The sequence below is a fragment of the Alteromonas sp. DY56-G5 genome (assembly GCF_041414725.1).
Lineage (GTDB): Bacteria > Pseudomonadota > Gammaproteobacteria > Enterobacterales > Alteromonadaceae > Alteromonas > Alteromonas macleodii.
The window spans coordinates 1-16,431 of sequence record NZ_JANHZQ010000036.1 but is presented as its reverse complement, the minus strand read 5'-3'; the positions used below and the strand labels follow the sequence as shown (position 1 = coordinate 16,431).

Genomic DNA, 16,431 nt, shown 5'->3' with positions numbered 1-16,431 from the left:
TTTACAAAAGACTATGAAGTGTAAGTGTATTTCAGAAATACACAAATTAATACAATCATAGCAAAGTCGAAGCAAGTAAAGCGCTAAAAAGTCTGGTAGTCTTCGAAAATTCGCTTGCGCTATAGAGATAGCAACCTCTGTTTTCACCCAATAAGCCAAGTACCACTCAGTGAATATAGAGTGAAAAGGCAGAGTGAAGAATGTGTAGTAATTTAAAAGGAATCATCATGTCAGGAAAACTGACCCTACGTACCTTCGTTATGACCATAGGCGTCATTGCAGTAACAGCGTGTCAGCACGTACAGGAAGAGAAGACGAATAACCAACTAAACACAGTAGCTGATTCGTCGAACACCGTGTCTATTCCTTACGAAAAGTACACATTAGAAAACGGACTTACCGTCATTCTCCACGAAGACCATTCTGATCCACTGGTTCATGTTGACGTTACCTATCACGTTGGCTCTGCGCGAGAAGAGGTAGGTAAATCGGGTTTTGCTCACTTTTTTGAGCACATGATGTTTCAAGGCTCAAAACACGTTGCCGATGAGCAGCATTTTAAGGTTGTTACGGAATCGGGCGGTAACTTAAACGGCACAACCAATACCGATCGCACAAACTATTTTGAAACCGTACCGGCTAACCAATTGGAGAAAGTCCTTTGGCTAGAATCTGACAGAATGGGCTATCTGTTAGAAGCCGTAGACCAAACTAAGTTTGAAAACCAAAGAGAAACGGTTAAAAACGAGCGTGCGCAGCGTGTGGACAATCAGCCCTACGGATTGCGTTTCGAGCTTAATGGTGAAGCGTTATATCCCGAAGGGCATCCATACTCGTGGATGACTATCGGCTATGTAGAAGATTTAGACCGCGTTGACGTCAATGACCTAAAAGCCTTTTTTAAGCGCTGGTATGGCCCGAACAATGCGGTCCTAACTATTGGTGGCGATATCGACGTAGCCAAAACCAAAGCGTGGGTGAATAAGTACTTTGGGGAAATCCCAACAGGACCGAAAGTAGAAGAGCCTGAGCCTCAGCCAGTAACGCTAGACGAAACCCGTTATGTAACGTTAGAAGATAAAGTTCATCTTCCGCTTCTGCAAATAACTTATCCTACAGTGTATGGTCGCCATGAAGACGAAGCGCCACTGGACGTATTGGCCGATATTTTAGGCGGTGGAAAAACCTCACTGTTTTACAAAAACCTAGTGAAAGAAGGCATGGCGGTGCAAGCCGTGGTGTCTCACCCTTGCCGCGAACTTGCCTGTGAATTTCAGCTACTCGCTTTGGCTAATCCAGCAAAAGTCACCTCGCTTTCTACTCTCCAGAACGTACTGAATGAAACCCTTAAAGAGTTTGAAACACGTGGTGTAACGGCAGATGATTTAGCGCGTACAAAAGGGCAAATTGAAGCGCGTACGGTATTTGGTTTACAAAGTGTATCTGGCAAAGTGTCAGCCCTCGCTGCTAACGAAACCTTTTACCAAACGCCAGATTTGATTGCTGAAGATATTGAGCGCTACAACGCCGTAACTGCTGAAGACGTGATGCGTGTTTACAACAAATATATTAAAGACGCCAATAGCGTTGTATTAAGCGTGGTGCCCAAAGGGCAGGTTCAGCTCGCTGCGGCTAAGCAGACCTTTGAACGTCCGGTGAGAAATATTGAAATCGATACGGTAGATGTGTCTGATGACGAAGCCTTTTCCAGTGCCCTATCTACCAATACCGCCCCTAGCTTTGATAGAAGCGTAATGCCGAAAGCCGGTGAGGCACCGGTTGTGGAAGTTCCTGATTATTGGGAATCTGAACTTGCTAACGGCATTGAAATACTTGGCGTAACCAGCACCGAAACGCCAACGGTAACGCTTACATTAGGTATGGATGGCGGCATGTTGCTAGACCCTGAAGGTAAAGCGGGTACGGCCTACTTAACCGCGTTACTTATGAATGAAACTACAAAGCATTACAGCAATGAAGAATTAGCTAGCGAACTTGCAAAACTGGGTAGCGCTATCCGATTTAGTACTGCAGGTAGATACTCACAGGTTTACGTGTCTACTTTAACCAAGCATTTAGATGAAACCCTAGCGCTATTAAAAGAAAAGCTGTTCAACCCTGCGTTCACTCAAGAAGATTTTGACCGCATGAAAGAGCGTGTTGTACAAGGCTTGCAGCAACAAGCGAAAACGCCGTCTAGCTTAGCCCGCCGCGCGCGTGACCTCGTTTTGTTTGGTGAAGAGAATCGTGTCAGCCTGCCGGATGAAGGCACGCTGCAAACTGTGCAGAATATCACGTTGGAAGATGTTAAAACGTTTTATGCCAATTACTATTCGCCAGATAAAGCGAGTATCGTCGTTGTTGGTAACTTACCGAAAAAAGACATGGTGAATACACTAGACTTTATTGGTCAGTGGAAGGGGAATACCTATGAATTTGCTGATTACAGCGACTTTCCCAAGTACGAAGAAAACCAAATCTTCCTAGTGGATAGCCCAGAAGCGGTTCAGTCGGTAGTATTTATTGTTGATAGAAGCTTACCTTTTGATGCGACAGGCGATCACTTTAAGTCTCGCCTTATGAACTTCCCATTAGGGGGAGCATTTAATAGCCGCATAAATCTGAACCTTCGAGAAGATAAAGGCTTCACCTATGGAGCAAATAGTGGTTTCGTTGGTGGCAAAACCCTTGGCTGGTTTGAAGCAAGTACCGACCTCACTGCTGCTAACACAGGTGAAGGTATCGCTGAAATTTTAAAAGAGATTAATCGCTACCGCACTGAAGGTGTAACCGAGGAAGAAATTGCGTTCATGCGCAATGCCTTTACGTTAAGCGACGCACTTGAATTTGAAACACCTACCAGTAAAGCGCGCTTTTTAAGGCAATTGCTTAGCTATGGTCTTGATAAAGGCTATCGTGAAGAGCAGCTTGCTATTATCAACAATATTGATGAGAAAACGATGGATACCTTGGCAAAGCAATATTTGAATCTTGATAAGATGCAAATTATTGTAGTAGGCGATAAAGCTAAAATTTTGCCTCAGTTAAACGCGCTATCGATGCCAATTATCGAGTTATCAGTAGAGAGTAATACCCGAGAAACGTTAAACTGATAGATTGATTTTTGTTGAATTTACATTATTGCCCCCCATAACAGGGGGCTATATTGACATAACGGACCACCATTTTGACTGTAGACTCATCCCGTTTTGAAGCGCGCATTGCTGCGCTTAAGTCACCCGAATTTCTTGCTGCGCTAAAAGATATTAAGCGCGGTGTTGAGCGCGAAGCCCTTCGTATAAACCCGAACGGTACGTTGGCACAAACACCCCATCCTAAACCGCTGGGATCTGCGCTAACCCATGATTCAATCACCACAGACTTTTCTGAATCGTTGCTTGAATTCATTACGCCGCCAGAAAACAGTGCTGCCAAAACGATTTCTCAGTTAAAAGATATCCATAAATTCGTTATTGATAATATTGGTGAAGAGCAAATATGGCCGCTAAGTATGCCATGCTTTATAGATGATGAAGCGCACATTCCCATCGCCTATTTTGGTGAGTCAAATGTGGGCAAGATGAAGCGTGTATATCGCATTGGTCTTAAAAACCGCTACGGCAGTATGATGCAGGCAATTGCCGGCGTGCATTTCAACTTTTCTCTTCCCGAAACGTTTTGGAAGCTATGGGCTGAACTGAACGGAAAAGAACATTCTCAAGAGCAGACTTCAGCCGATTATTTTGGGCTTATCCGCAACTACCGCAGGTTGTGTTGGCTTATTCCTTATTTGTACGGTGCATCCCCTGCATTATGTGGATCGTTTTTAAAAGGAAAGCAGCATGCGTTACCTTTTAAAAAGGTAGGTAAGGGCACGGTATACATGCCATACGCGACATCACTTCGCATGAGTGATTTAGGCTACACAAGTGCAGAGCAATCGTCGCTTAAGATTTGTTACAACAAGCTAGACAACTATGTCACCTTGCTGCGCGATGCGATGAATACGCCGTCATCCCGGTTCAGCCAGTTTGCTGCAGGCGAAGAGGGCAATTATCAACAGTTAAGTCGCAACATCATTCAAATTGAAAATGAACTGTACTCGCCTATACGCCCTAAGCAGCCCACTCAGTCAATGGAAAAGCCAACAGACGCTTTGGTTAGACGCGGTATCAGCTACATTGAAGTGCGCGCTCTAGATGTAAATCCATTTTCGGCAATTGGTATTTCACAGACGCAATTCGATTTCTTAGATGTTTTCTTAGTGGCGTGCTTACTAATGCCAAGTGCAGAACTTGACGAAGCGCAGCTTAAAGAAGCTAAAGAGAATATGAATAAAGTGGTGTTAGAAGGGCGAAACCCTGATTTGCTCCTGCAAAATGGCGGAGAAAATATTTCACTACCTAAATGGTGTGCCTCTCTGTTTAAGTCCTTCGAGCAAGCGGCCGAATTACTCGATTTAGCCAATGATACGTCGCGTTATACACAAGCGGTGAACGTCGAGGCTGAAAAAGTGGCGGATCCGGCGCTAACACCGTCAGGTAAACTACTTGCTACTTTGCTAGAAAGTGACAAAGATAATGGCGTGTTGGGCTTAGAACTGGCACAAGCTTATCAAGCTGAGATGAAGTCTTTTGAATACACGGATACGGATGCTGCTGGTTTTGCTGCCCAAGCTGACGTGTCGTTTGCTGCTCAAAAAGAAATAGAAGCTGCTGATGTTAAAGACTTTGATACATTTATTCGTGATTATTTCGCTGAGGCCCCAGCAAAAAAAAATGCCTGACATAGGTCAGGCATCGAAGGGTTCCAGGGAAACACACATTTTACTAGAACATTAGTTAAGACAAGCTATGAACCAAAAGTTCAAAAAATTGGTTGTTTTTTTATCAACTCTCATCGTTCTTTTTCCGCTGTTTATCGCTGGGTGTGCAACTACGCCTCCTAAAGACATCAGTAATTTGTGCGAAATATTCTACGAAAAGGACGATTGGTATGATGCAGCTGCTGATACCCGCGATAAATGGGGTGTGCCTATACATGTTCCAATGGCCATGATGTATCAAGAAAGTTCCTTCCGCCACGATGCGCTTCCACCGCGTGATTACGTTTTCTTCGGGCTTATTCCTTGGGGGCGTGTTAGTTCGGCTTATGGCTATTCACAAGCGAAAACACCTACCTGGTCTGACTATATGAGAGAAACAGATAACAGTGGTGCAGATCGTGATGATTTCGAGGACGCTATCGACTTTATGGGATGGTTTATTTACAAGTCGCAAAAAGTGAACGGTATTTCTAAATGGGATGCCTACGCGCAATACCTTAACTATCACGAAGGATGGGGCGGGTACAAACGCAGAAGCTATGATAGAAAGCCGTGGCTTAAGAAAGTGGCGTCAAAAGTTAAAGCGCGCTCGCTGCGCTATGCTACGCAACTTAAAACCTGCGAGGAAGATCTTCAAAAAGGTTGGTTTATGAAGCTGTTTAGCTAAATTAAAGAAGCGAGAAAAAGCGACGTGATAGTCGCTTTTTTTATGCGTCTATGAACGTTGATTAAAATAAGTAGAAAAATGTATTGAAGAAAAAAATTGAGGGATAGACGGGCGTCTATCCCTCAGCGACGCTAAGCCAAGACCGTTTTTTACCCAACGTCGAACAGGCATTTACAAGATAGTGTAAATGAGAATGATTTGCAATACCTTTTTGTAAATTAATTCTATCCCTCAATATGCAACAAATTTATCTGGCCCTGATCTTGTTCTATACTTTTCAAGTGGAGGAACGTATGGATATAGACAAGTTTAGTGCGCATGGAGAGGTTCACGCTCATTTTCAAGCAGAGCAAAATATTCTACATATTGACTTAGTAGGTCCGTTTAATCTTGAGTTCATGCAAAAGTATGAGCGTGTGGTTGGCGCACAAAGAAAGAATATTGATACACCGTGTTGGGGAAGCTTAGTAAATGTGCATGGTCTGGCACTTGCGCCCATGGAGGCTACTAACGCTGGGCAAGAAATTGTTAGTAAAGCCGTAGCATTGGGGCTAATTGCCACGGCAGTGGTGCTTCATGAACCAGAAGGTGTGGCAATGCAAAAGAAGTTTTGGTCTCGTGTTTATGAATCTTCAACACTAGCATTCGAATACTTTGACGACACTGCTCAGGCAACACTGTGGTTGAGTGAAAAAGTACTTGCTTGTCTGCAGGCCCACAATGTTAATCAGTTCAATAATGCCAGACGATAGCCATAACAGTCCTAACTAGGCGAATTCGCCCTGTCAAAACTGATCTTTGCTCAGTGCTCCACTCTACCAATTGAATGAAGGCATAACAGGAGGTAGCCATGGTAGGTAGTCAGCATCAATACCGTTTTTTCAACGTCAACAATGTTCTATTTGATATACCAAGCAATGTATACGACGATAGCGTTGTCGACGGATGGTTTAGGAATATCGCAAGAGAGGGTCAGAAACTTGATAAGTGGGTAATTCTATCTATTCCCGACAAAAGTTTAACGATTACACATACTGCCGCATCTCAACTTTGCTCACGGCTTCCCTTTCTGAGAACGTATGGATGTTTGGGTTTTCTTTTGCTTGCGAACCATGTAAACGCCAAAATCTTTCAACACAGTCTTCGAGCAACACCCCCCAATTTTGATATACAAGTTAGTGAGTCGATGGAGCAGCTGTGCCGTAATGCGGAGGCGTTGCTTGGTTATGAGGGAAACCTGAACATATTCAATCGTTACAACTAAGTATGGCAAAGCCCCAATTGTGATGGCGCGACAAATATGCGGATTGGTATTAACTGTATGTTGACCTGGATCAAATAATTAGGCCGACAGCTAACGACTAGAAATCGAATTTGATCTGGATCACATCCTCTATCTAACGCCTCTTCTACTATTCACTTAGTTGAAGAGGAGATTACTTATGTTGTGGACTATGATGAAAGACCCCGTGGTATGGGGCTCACTACTAGGAATAGGCATTATTGTAGCGATGATGATGTATTACACTTATTTGTTTATGCACAACAGTGCAGATGAAGACAAATAAATCACCGTGTATGGCTGCTCAGGCGAAAATTAACGCTTGTTGTTTTGAAGCGGTATGTCGATGAGTACCAGTAGCGCTGCTTGTCCACCATATTCAAGTGGCGCTTGATGAAACGCACGTACCTGTGGGTGCTGAACTAAGTAATGGGGCAGGGCGGCTTTTAATACGCCCTGACCAAAGCCATGCATTACGCACACGCAATCTATCAGTTCTTTTCTTGCGGTGTGAATAAGTGCGGCAAGCTCGGCTTTCGCCATCTCGCGGGTAAGGCCATGTAAATCTAAGGTCATTTCTGGCGAGTAGTCGCCGCGGCGCAGCTGCTTTAAAATATGCGTCGACTCACCTTCTTGACAAAAACGCATTGGCCCTTCCTGAGGCAATGCTGCCTGATACATATCAGAAAAGTCGAAGCTTGCCGCTAATTGCTTGCTGTGTTTTAGGTGTTTACCTTTTACCTGCTGCGACTTCTTAAATAACTCAACTTGTTTATCAGGCTCAACTTTATCCTGTGATAAAGGCGTCACTCCCTGCATAGCATCGGCAAATGAAAAGGCCTCTTCCTCGGTATTCGTAGACATATTTCCATTCCGGGCACCCTCCTGTCTCGCCTGACTTTTATGGCGATGAGGTTCAGAAAGCTGCCTCTTTAAGGCTTTGAGTTCTTTTTTGAAGGTTTTCATCAACGATAGCTTGGGTTAATACACTCGAGTTTAACGATTCAAAACGCCTAAATTATAACGAATAGAAAGATTCGGTACGTAGTTAATTATGTGAATCGGTATGAAGTTTGGGTATGATACCAGCTTTGAAATTTTTGATGTACCCAAACGCCATGACCGATAAGTTTTACCTCGAAGAAGCCATTGAAGATCTGCATACCCTGTTAGATATGACACGATGGGCAACCAGCCGTTTTAACGATGCGGCTTTGTATTTTGGTCATGGTACTGACAATGCATGGGATGAAGCGACAAGCCTAGTTATGCAAGCCTTACATTTGCCTCATCCTATATTGGAACAAGTTGGGGACAGCGTAATGACGTCTCGCTTAACGAAAAGCGAGCGAGAGAAGATTGCAGAGCTTGTTTTAAAGCGCGTGCAAACTCGCATGCCATTACCTTATATCACAAACGAAGCCTGGTTCTGCGGTATGCCGTTCTACGTAGACGAGCGAGTGCTCATTCCTCGCTCTCCATTTGCTGAACTTATTCAAAAAGAGTTTGCGCCATTTGTAGAATCGACGCCTAACAGTATTCTTGATATGTGCACGGGCGGTGCGTGTATTGCTATTGCGCTTGCTCATGCATACCCAGAGGCGCAGGTAGATGCCGTTGATATCAGCACAGATGCATTGGAAGTGGCCGATATTAATATTCAGGAGCATGGTCTTAGTCACCGTGTTTATCCCATTCAGTCTGACCTGTTTTCAAGTTTAGAAGGGCAGAAATACGACCTTATCGTGTCTAATCCGCCTTATGTTGACGCAGAGGACATGGCTGACTTGCCTGAAGAGTATCACCACGAGCCTGAGCTTGCCCTTGCCGCAGGTGAAGACGGTCTGGAACTGGTTGATATCATGCTTAAAGAGGCGCCAACTTACCTTAATGACGGTGGCTGGTTATTCGTTGAAGTTGGAAATAGCGAAGTGCACATGAGCGAAAGGTTCCCCGGGTTAGAAGTGATTTGGCTTGAATTCGATAACGGTGGTTCAGGTATTTTCGCCGTGCGCAAAGACACACTAGTACAGTATTTTAGTAGTAAGGATTAATAGTTAATTATGTCAGGTAACAGCTTCGGAAAACTTTTCACTGTAACCACGTTTGGTGAAAGCCACGGCATTGCAATTGGCGGTGTAGTAGACGGTTGCCCTCCAGGACTTGAGATCACTGAAGAAGATCTTCAGGTTGATTTAGACAGACGTAAGCCCGGCACCTCTCGTTATACTACGGCGCGAAGAGAAGACGATGAAGTACAAATTTTATCTGGCGTATTTGAAGGTAAAACTACTGGCACCAGTATTGGTTTATTAATTAAAAATAAAGATCAGCGAAGCCAAGATTACGGCAATATCAAGGACCGCTTTCGTCCAGGCCACGCTGACTATACCTACGATCAAAAGTACGGAAGCCGTGACTATCGCGGTGGTGGTCGTTCGTCTGCACGTGAAACGGCTATTCGCGTAGCCGCAGGTGGTATTGCGAAAAAGTACCTTAAAGAAGTGCACGGTATTGAGGTATTAGGCTATTTGTCTCAGCTTGGGCCGGTAACAGTAGATAAGGTTGATCACAGCGTAACCAACACTAACCCGTTTTTCTGTCCTGATGAGTCTAAGCTAGACGCGCTGGACGAGTACATGCGAGACCTTAAAAAGTCAGGCGACAGCATTGGCGCGAAAGTATCGGTTGTTGCGAAGAATGTGCCTGTAGGCCTAGGCGAGCCTGTTTTCGATAGGCTAGATGCTGAAATCGCCCACGCCATGATGGGAATTAACGCCGTGAAAGGCGTGGAAATTGGTGATGGTTTTGATGTTATTAATCAAAAAGGCAGTGAACACCGCGATACGCTTACTCCTGAAGGATTCACATCTAATCATGCAGGTGGCGTGCTAGGCGGCATCTCTACCGGTCAGGATATTGAAGTACACATGGCGCTTAAGCCGACCTCAAGTATTTCGGTTCCCGGTAAAACTATCAATAAAGACAATGAAGAAATCGATATCGTCACCAAAGGTCGTCACGACCCGTGTGTGGGTATCCGTGCTGTACCTATTGCTGAAGCCATGCTGGCACTGGTATTGATGGATCATCTGCTACGCCACCGCGCGCAAAATGCCGGTGTGCAGTCGACCACGAAACCAATTGCGGGTCAGGCATAGCAGTTTTTTAAATCGCAAGACCGCAATGCCAAGACTGCGACGTTAACGCGGATTAAAGATACACGCAGCATGAGCGCATGTTGCGCTAATTAATTCTATCATTCGCCACTGCCGGTTCTGCGCTAGTGGCGTTTTTGCATATGGAGATGTGAATTGTCACCAAATGGCCTAAACGATGCCAACAATACTGCGGCGAGCCCAGCAAGCAGCAAAACCGGCCTCTTTATTCTTGCTATCACCTACTGGCTTTACTTCGGTCAGCTTGGCGTGCTTGTGCCTTATTTAGGTATCTTCCTTGATGGGCGGGGATTTTCCTCTGCCGAAATCGGTGAACTTTTTGCTGTTATAACGCTAGCGCGTATTTTAGGGCCAGGCCTATGGGCTGGCGTGGCCGATAAAACGGGTAATGCCATTGGCGTAATGCGTTTAGGCTGCTTGCTCACCGTACTAACTTTCAGTTCGGTGTTTTACTTCACCAGTTTTTGGGGGCTTACGTTGGCTTTCGGGTTGATGATGATGTTCTGGACAGCGGTGTTGCCTCAACTTGAAGTTATCACGATGAACACGGTGGCGAAAACCAATGCCACGTATGGGCAGGTAAGGCTATGGGGGAGCGTTGGCTTTATTTGTTTGACGGTAGGTGTGGGTAAAGCCCTAGATATTTTTTCTACCGACACGCCAGTGCACGCCAGTATTGGCGTACTCGCGTTACTGTTCATCAGTACCTTGTTCATACGTGCGCCCAAAGAAGCTGCACCTGAAACGTCTACGGCGGGAAGTATTTGGAAATACGCCAAACAAAAACCTTTCGCCATCTTTATATTCGCTTCAGCGTGCTTGCAAATTAGCTTTGGTGCGTATTACGGATTTTTCGCACTTTACATGCGCGACCTTGATTACAGCGGCCAACAAACTGGCATCTTTATCGCGCTTGGGGTACTTGCCGAGGTGGGGATATTTCTTATTGCCCGCCGTCTGATTAGCCAGTTTGGCGTGTGGAATTTATTGTTTGTGAGCATCGCACTGACAGGGCTTCGCTGGTATGTCATGGCGGCATTCGCTGATACCTTTATGGTGATTGTGTTGAGTCAGCTTATTCATGCGTTAAGCTTTGGTTTAACGCATGCAGTATCGGTGCATTTTATCCATCAGTTCCTGCCGAAGGCGTATCAAAGCCGAGGGCAAGCGGTATACATCAGTATAGCGTTTGGATTAGGTGGCGCATTTGGAAACTACATGGCAGGGCAGCAGTGGCAGCAAGGCACTAACGCCTATGAGACGTTCGTTACCGCAGCCGTTTTTGCAGCAATAGGCGCACTGTCATTGTTACTGTGTTCCAGAAAAGAAATGGAAAGTGCAAAGGCGGCTTAAAATCTTGTTCTGAGGGCTGACCGCAGGCTTACGCCTGCGGTGCACGTTTACACTCTGATATCACGTCAATACCATCATCACCATTGTCTTGCTCTAAACGTACATCAAATTTCCACAGCCTGTGCAGGTGGCGCATAACTTCATCTTTTGAATCGCCTAGCGGAATTCCTCGCTGAGGAATATAGCGAAGAGTAAGCGAACGATCGCCCCTCACATCAACGTTATGTACCTGAATGTTGGGTTCTAAATTACTCAAATTGTATTGAGCAGACAGCTTCTCTTTAATAATTTGATAACCCATTTCGTCATGAATAGCGCTCACCGCAATAAAGGGCTTGGTGGTGTCATCTTCAAGGGCGAATAACTTAAAGTCGCGAATAACTTTAGGCGATAAAAACTGACTGATAAAACTTTCGTCTTTAAAGTTTTCCATGGCGAAATGCACGGTCTCAAGCCAGTCTTTTCCCGCAATACTTGGAAGATATTTATAGTCTTCTTCAGTGGGGGACTGACACACTCGTTTAATATCCATGAACATGGAAAAGCCTAACGCATACGGATTGATGCCAGAGTAATAAGGGCTGTTGTACTCTGGCTGCATAACGACGCTTGAATGACTGTGCAAAAACTCCATCATGAAGCGGTCGCTGACCAAACCCTCGTCATACATCTCATTTAGAATGTGATAGTGCCAAAAACAGGCCCATCCTTCATTCATTACTTGGGTTTGTTTTTGCGGATAAAAATACTGCGAAACTTTCCGTACAATACGCACAATTTCACGTTGCCAAGGTTCAAGTAAAGGTGCGTTTTTTTCAATAAAATAAAGCAGGTTTTCTTGCGGTTCTTGTGGAAAACGAATTTTTTCTTTGTGTTTGCTATGCGGGCTATTTGGCAGGGTGCGCCAAAGCTCGTTCACTTGCGATTGCAGGTAGGCCTCGCGCTCTTCTTGTCTGTTTTTCTCTTCCTGTAACGAAATTTTCTGCGGGCGTTTGTATCGGTCAACGCCGTAATTCATTAGCGCGTGGCACGAGTCGAGCATATTTTCGACTTCGTCAAATCCATATTTTTGTTCGCATTTAGCAATGTAGTTTTTAGCAAATACTAGGTAGTCGATGATAGAGCTGGCATCGGTCCAGGTTTTGAATAAGTAGTTGCCTTTGAAGAATGAGTTGTGACCGTAGCACGCATGAGCCATAACGAGCGCTTGCATGGTAATGGTGTTCTCTTCCATTAAATACGCAATGCAGGGGTCAGAGTTAATGACGATTTCGTAAGCCAGCCCCATTTGTCCACGACGGTATTGTTGCTCAGTTTGAATAAACTTTTTTCCAAAGCTCCAGTGCGTGTAGTTAAGCGGCATGCCGATGCTGGCGTAAGCATCCATCATCTGCTCTGCGGTGATCACCTCAATTTGATTGGGATAGGTGTCTAACTTAAATTTTTTGGCGATGCGATCGATATGTTGCTCATACTCTTCGATAAGTGGAAACGTCCAGTCGGGCCCATCGCTTAATAAGTGGCGTTTTGAAGTTTCAGGCTTGCTGTTTTCTTTTGCCATAGCGTCGGTTGTCATATTAGGCTCCTTGCTGCGCATCTTGTTCAGAGCGTTTGAATAGCTCTCTGAACACAGGATAGATGTCGGCCTGTGTTTGTATGTGCTTACATACAAAGTTGTCGTGAGTGGCGGCCACTTTCTCGTATTCTCGCCACAAACTTTGGTGCTGCCTCTCGGTTATTTCAATATAGGCATAGTAACGGGTTGCGGGTAGCAGTTTAGCGGTAAGCAAGTCACGACACTGCGGCGAGTCATCAGCCCAATTATCGCCATCTGACGCTTGTGCTGCATAGATATTCCAGTTTCCATCGCTGTAGCGCTCGCGAACGACTTCATCCATTAGCTTCAATGCACTTGAAACAATAGTGCCGCCGGTTTCTTGAGAGTAGAAAAACTCGTGCTCGTCTACTTCTTTCGCTTGCGTGTGATGACGAATGTACACCACGTCTACGTTTTCGTAGGTTCGCGTCAAAAAGAGATACAGCAAGATATAAAACCGTTTAGCCATGTCTTTGGTGGCTTGGTCCATAGAGCCAGATACATCCATTAAGCAAAACATTACGGCTTTGCTTGAGGGAAGCGGACGCTTGTCATAGTTCTTAAAGCGCAAATCGAAAGTATCAATAAAAGGCACTCGGGCTATTTTGGCTTTAAGTGCTTCAATTTCTTCTTTTAATGCATTTATGGCTAACGTATTGTCGTGCTTGTCTTCTATAAGCAGTGCAAGTTTTTCTTCAAGCTCTCTCAGTTTATTTCTATCACTTCCGCTTAAGGCAATACGCCTTGCCACAGAGCCTTTGAGTGAGCGAACAATATCTAAATTACTTGGCACGCCATCGGTCTGATAACCTGCGCGATAGGTTTCGTATTGGGTGACTTTATCAAATTGATTTTTCTTTAGGTTGGGAAGCGCTAAATCTTCAAAAAGTAGGTCTAAATATTCGTCTTTAGATATAGAAAATACGAACTCATCTTGGCCTTCGCCTTCATTGCTAGCGTCGCCTTCGCCTGCGCCCTTGCCACCGCCGCCTGGCGGCCTATCAATTTTATCACCCGCTGTGAATTGGTCGTTGCCGGGGTGGACAATATCTCTACTGCCGCCGCGGCCGGTATGAAAAATAGGTTCAGAGATATCTCTGGCTGGAATGCTAATTTGCTCGCCAGAATCTAAATCGGTAACAGAACGTTTACCCACTGCATCAGAAACAGCGCGCTTTATCTGCTGTTTGTAACGCTTAATAAAGCGCTGGCGGTTTACCGTACTCTTACCTTTGCTGTTTAACCTTCGGTCAATAAAATGCGCCATACACACCTGCTTGTCTTGTTGTGAACTACAAATACCCGTGCTGAAGCACGCATTACACGCGCTTCAGCACCACATGCGTTTAGCGCTAAGACGCTTTACGTACGCGCAGGTACCATTCACACAGCAACCGAACTTGTTTTTGCGTATATCCCTTCTCGGTCATACGATTTACAAAGTCGTCGTGTTTTTTCTGCTCCTCTGCAGAGCCTTTGGTGTTGAAAGAAATAACCGGCAGTAAGTCTTCCGTGTTAGAAAACATTTTCTTCTCAATCACGGTGCGAAGTTTCTCGTAACTGGTCCATGCTGGGTTTTTGCCGCCGTTATTTGCACGGGCTCTCAAAACAAAGTTAACGATTTCGTTACGGAAGTCTTTCGGATTACTTATTCCTGCAGGCTTCTCTGTTTTTTCTAACTCAGCATTCAGTGACGCTCTGTCGAACAGCTGTCCGGTTTCTGGGTCGCGATACTCTTGGTCTTGGATCCAGAAATCAGCATAGGTTACATAGCGGTCAAACAGGTTTTGCCCATATTCAGAATACGATTCTAAGTAAGCCGTTTGAATCTCTTTACCAATGAATTCCACGTAGCGAGGAATGAGGTAGCCTTTCAAAAACTCCAAATACTTATCAGCGGTTTCTTGAGGGAACTGCTCCCGTTCAATTTGACGCTCCAGTACATAAAACAAATGGACTGGGTTTGCCGCCACTTCTTGATGATCGAAGTTAAAAACCCTGGAGAGAATCTTAAATGCAAAGCGGGTGGATAACCCTTCCATGCCTTCATCGACACCGGCGTAGTCGCGGTACTCTTGATAAGACTTGGCTTTCGGGTCGGTGTCTTTCAGGCTCTCGCCATCATACACGCGCATTTTAGAAAACAGACTGGAGTTCTCTGGCTCTTTCAAGCGCGATAACACAGTAAACTGCGCTAAACACTCTAGCGTGTCTGGCGCACAGGGCGCGCCGTTAAGCTCGCTGCTGTCTAGTAACTTTTTGTAGATCTTAATTTCTTCACGTACTCGCAAACAGTACGGTACTTTTACTATATAGACACGGTCTAGGAAGGCTTCGTTATTCTTATTGTTTCTAAACGATTGCCACTCAGATTCGTTTGAATGCGCAAGTATAAGCCCATCGAAGGGAAGGGCAGAGAAGCCCTCTGTTGGGTTGTAGTTACCCTCTTGTGTAGCAGTTAAAAGTGGATGCAGCACTTTAATCGGTGCTTTGAACATCTCCACAAATTCCATTAAGCCCTGATTGGCCTTACATAGTGAACCTGAATAACTGTAAGCATCAGGGTCGTTTTGTGCATATTGTTCTAAGCGGCGAATATCAACTTTACCCACCAAAGATGAAATATCTTGGTTGTTTTCGTCACCGGGTTCGGTTTTAGCGATACCCACCTGGTCGAGCACTGATGGATAAACGCGAATCACCTTGAACTGGGTAATATCGCCATTGAATTCATGCAGGCGTTTGCGTGCCCACGGCGACATAATGGTTTTTAAGTAGCGCTTAGGAATGCCGTACTCTTTTTGTAAAATGTCGCCATCTTCTTTGACATCAAACAGACAGAATGGATGGTCGTTAACAGGCGAGCCTTTCAGCATGTAAATAGGTACGTGTTGCATCAGTTCTTTAAGTCTCTCTGCCAGAGACGATTTACCGCCACCCACTGGGCCGAGCAAATAGAGAATTTGTTTCTTCTCTTCAAGACCTTGTGCGGCGTGTTTAAGGTAAGAAACGATTTGTTCTATGGCTTCTTCCATGCCATAGAATTCTGAAAAAGCTGGATAACGAGAAATAACGCGGTTTGAGAAAATGCGGCTAAGTGCCGGGTCGTTGGCAGTGTCGATTAATTCAGGCTCACCGATAGCTTGTAGCAAACGTTCTGCCGCATTTGCATAAGCGGTTTGATCCTCTTTACAAATTTCAAGGAACTCCCCAATGGTGAACTCTTCCTGTTTTCGCTCTTCATAGCGACTTTGATAGTGTTCAAAAATACCCATGAATACCCCTTAAATACGGAACCCCGTAATTTCAGCTTAGTAGGTATTTGGGAAAACGATAGTAATTATTGTGTATAGTTTTTAATCTTTTCGTCTAATGAAAAATGCAACTTTAATAAGAATTTAGTGTCACTTAATGAACAATAGTGCATAAAAAAAGCCCCGCTTGGAAGCGGGGCTCAGATTGATGATAAACCCCTCTTTTTTCGGAGGGGTTTATTTTTTCTAGCAGCCGAAGGCTGCGATCGCGATA

General features: G+C 44.8%; 13 protein-coding genes. 9 read left to right on the top strand and 4 right to left on the bottom strand.

What is annotated here, in order from left to right; translation table 11 throughout:
* The first annotated feature begins 227 nt into the window (after positions 1 to 227).
* The 6 genes from NO989_RS16105 to NO989_RS16080 all read left to right on the top strand — a co-directional run bounded on the left by NO989_RS16105 (position 228) and on the right by NO989_RS16080 (position 7,060).
* Positions 228 to 3,113 carry a M16 family metallopeptidase gene (locus NO989_RS16105; protein WP_371342876.1) on the top strand — a complete coding sequence of 962 codons (2,886 nt, stop codon included), beginning with the start codon at positions 228 to 230 and terminating at the stop codon, positions 3,111 to 3,113.
* A 74-nt stretch (positions 3,114 to 3,187) separates the two neighbouring features.
* Positions 3,188 to 4,786 carry a glutamate--cysteine ligase gene (gene gshA, locus NO989_RS16100; protein ID WP_131138032.1) on the top strand — a complete coding sequence of 533 codons (1,599 nt, stop codon included), beginning with the start codon at positions 3,188 to 3,190 and terminating at the stop codon, positions 4,784 to 4,786.
* A 67-nt stretch (positions 4,787 to 4,853) separates the two neighbouring features.
* Positions 4,854 to 5,492, top strand: coding sequence for a hypothetical protein (locus NO989_RS16095; protein WP_371342875.1), 639 nt, complete (start codon positions 4,854 to 4,856; stop codon positions 5,490 to 5,492).
* 293 nt (positions 5,493 to 5,785) lie between these two features.
* On the top strand, positions 5,786 to 6,244 hold the full coding sequence (locus NO989_RS16090; RefSeq protein ID WP_014948755.1) for a hypothetical protein: 459 nt from the start codon (positions 5,786 to 5,788) through the stop codon (positions 6,242 to 6,244).
* 98 nt (positions 6,245 to 6,342) lie between these two features.
* Positions 6,343 to 6,756 (top strand): hypothetical protein, encoded by a 414-nt coding sequence (locus NO989_RS16085; RefSeq protein WP_014948756.1) that lies wholly within the window; start codon positions 6,343 to 6,345, stop codon positions 6,754 to 6,756.
* A 178-nt stretch (positions 6,757 to 6,934) separates the two neighbouring features.
* Positions 6,935 to 7,060 carry a hypothetical protein gene (locus NO989_RS16080; protein WP_012517787.1) on the top strand — a complete coding sequence of 42 codons (126 nt, stop codon included), beginning with the start codon at positions 6,935 to 6,937 and terminating at the stop codon, positions 7,058 to 7,060.
* 29 nt (positions 7,061 to 7,089) lie between these two features.
* On the opposite strand, the gene smrB is transcribed toward NO989_RS16080, so the two are convergent.
* A complete protein-coding gene (gene smrB / locus NO989_RS16075; RefSeq protein WP_101563808.1) occupies positions 7,090 to 7,740 on the bottom strand; it encodes an endonuclease SmrB in 651 nt (216 codons plus the stop codon).
* Positions 7,741 to 7,892: 152 nt separating this feature from the next.
* Here smrB and prmB point away from each other — a divergent pair, with 152 nt between their 5' ends.
* The 3 genes from prmB (at position 7,893) to NO989_RS16060 (ending at position 11,306) form a co-directional block, all read left to right on the top strand.
* Positions 7,893 to 8,828 carry a 50S ribosomal protein L3 N(5)-glutamine methyltransferase gene (gene prmB / locus NO989_RS16070; RefSeq protein ID WP_039226525.1) on the top strand — a complete coding sequence of 312 codons (936 nt, stop codon included), beginning with the start codon at positions 7,893 to 7,895 and terminating at the stop codon, positions 8,826 to 8,828.
* A gap of 9 nt (positions 8,829 to 8,837) precedes the next feature.
* Positions 8,838 to 9,935, top strand: a complete 1,098-nt coding sequence (gene aroC, locus NO989_RS16065) for a chorismate synthase (RefSeq protein WP_014948759.1) — start codon at positions 8,838 to 8,840, stop codon at positions 9,933 to 9,935.
* A 153-nt stretch (positions 9,936 to 10,088) separates the two neighbouring features.
* On the top strand, positions 10,089 to 11,306 hold the full coding sequence (locus NO989_RS16060; RefSeq protein WP_039226533.1) for an MFS transporter: 1,218 nt from the start codon (positions 10,089 to 10,091) through the stop codon (positions 11,304 to 11,306).
* A gap of 28 nt (positions 11,307 to 11,334) precedes the next feature.
* On the opposite strand, the gene NO989_RS16055 is transcribed toward NO989_RS16060, so the two are convergent.
* The 3 genes from NO989_RS16055 to NO989_RS16045 all read right to left on the bottom strand — a co-directional run bounded on the left by NO989_RS16055 (position 11,335) and on the right by NO989_RS16045 (position 16,178).
* Positions 11,335 to 12,882 (bottom strand): SpoVR family protein, encoded by a 1,548-nt coding sequence (locus tag NO989_RS16055; protein WP_014978686.1) that lies wholly within the window; start codon positions 12,880 to 12,882, stop codon positions 11,335 to 11,337.
* A gap of 1 nt (position 12,883) precedes the next feature.
* The gene (locus tag NO989_RS16050) at positions 12,884 to 14,170 is read right to left on the bottom strand and encodes a YeaH/YhbH family protein (RefSeq protein WP_061485149.1); all 1,287 of its coding nucleotides are present in this window, start codon (positions 14,168 to 14,170) and stop codon (positions 12,884 to 12,886) included.
* Between the two features lie 85 nt (positions 14,171 to 14,255).
* Entirely contained in the window at positions 14,256 to 16,178 is a 1,923-nt protein-coding gene (locus tag NO989_RS16045) for a PrkA family serine protein kinase (RefSeq protein WP_239299792.1), read from the bottom strand.
* Positions 16,179 to 16,431 lie beyond the last annotated feature (253 nt).

What these genes read in the sequence shown, in the direction of transcription:
- NO989_RS16105 (WP_371342876.1), top strand. Translation starts at nt 228, where the DNA reads ATGTCAGGAAAACTGACCCTACGTACCTTCGTTATGACCATAGGCGTC.
- NO989_RS16095 (WP_371342875.1), top strand. Translation starts at nt 4,854, where the DNA reads ATGAACCAAAAGTTCAAAAAATTGGTTGTTTTTTTATCAACTCTCATC.
- NO989_RS16090 (WP_014948755.1), top strand. Translation starts at nt 5,786, where the DNA reads ATGGATATAGACAAGTTTAGTGCGCATGGAGAGGTTCACGCTCATTTT.
- NO989_RS16085 (WP_014948756.1), top strand. Translation starts at nt 6,343, where the DNA reads ATGGTAGGTAGTCAGCATCAATACCGTTTTTTCAACGTCAACAATGTT.
- NO989_RS16080 (WP_012517787.1), top strand. Translation starts at nt 6,935, where the DNA reads ATGTTGTGGACTATGATGAAAGACCCCGTGGTATGGGGCTCACTACTA.
- smrB (WP_101563808.1), bottom strand. Translation starts at nt 7,740, where the DNA reads ATGAAAACCTTCAAAAAAGAACTCAAAGCCTTAAAGAGGCAGCTTTCT.
- prmB (WP_039226525.1), top strand. Translation starts at nt 7,893, where the DNA reads ATGACCGATAAGTTTTACCTCGAAGAAGCCATTGAAGATCTGCATACC.
- aroC (WP_014948759.1), top strand. Translation starts at nt 8,838, where the DNA reads ATGTCAGGTAACAGCTTCGGAAAACTTTTCACTGTAACCACGTTTGGT.
- NO989_RS16055 (WP_014978686.1), bottom strand. Translation starts at nt 12,882, where the DNA reads ATGACAACCGACGCTATGGCAAAAGAAAACAGCAAGCCTGAAACTTCA.
- NO989_RS16050 (WP_061485149.1), bottom strand. Translation starts at nt 14,170, where the DNA reads ATGGCGCATTTTATTGACCGAAGGTTAAACAGCAAAGGTAAGAGTACG.
- NO989_RS16045 (WP_239299792.1), bottom strand. Translation starts at nt 16,178, where the DNA reads ATGGGTATTTTTGAACACTATCAAAGTCGCTATGAAGAGCGAAAACAG.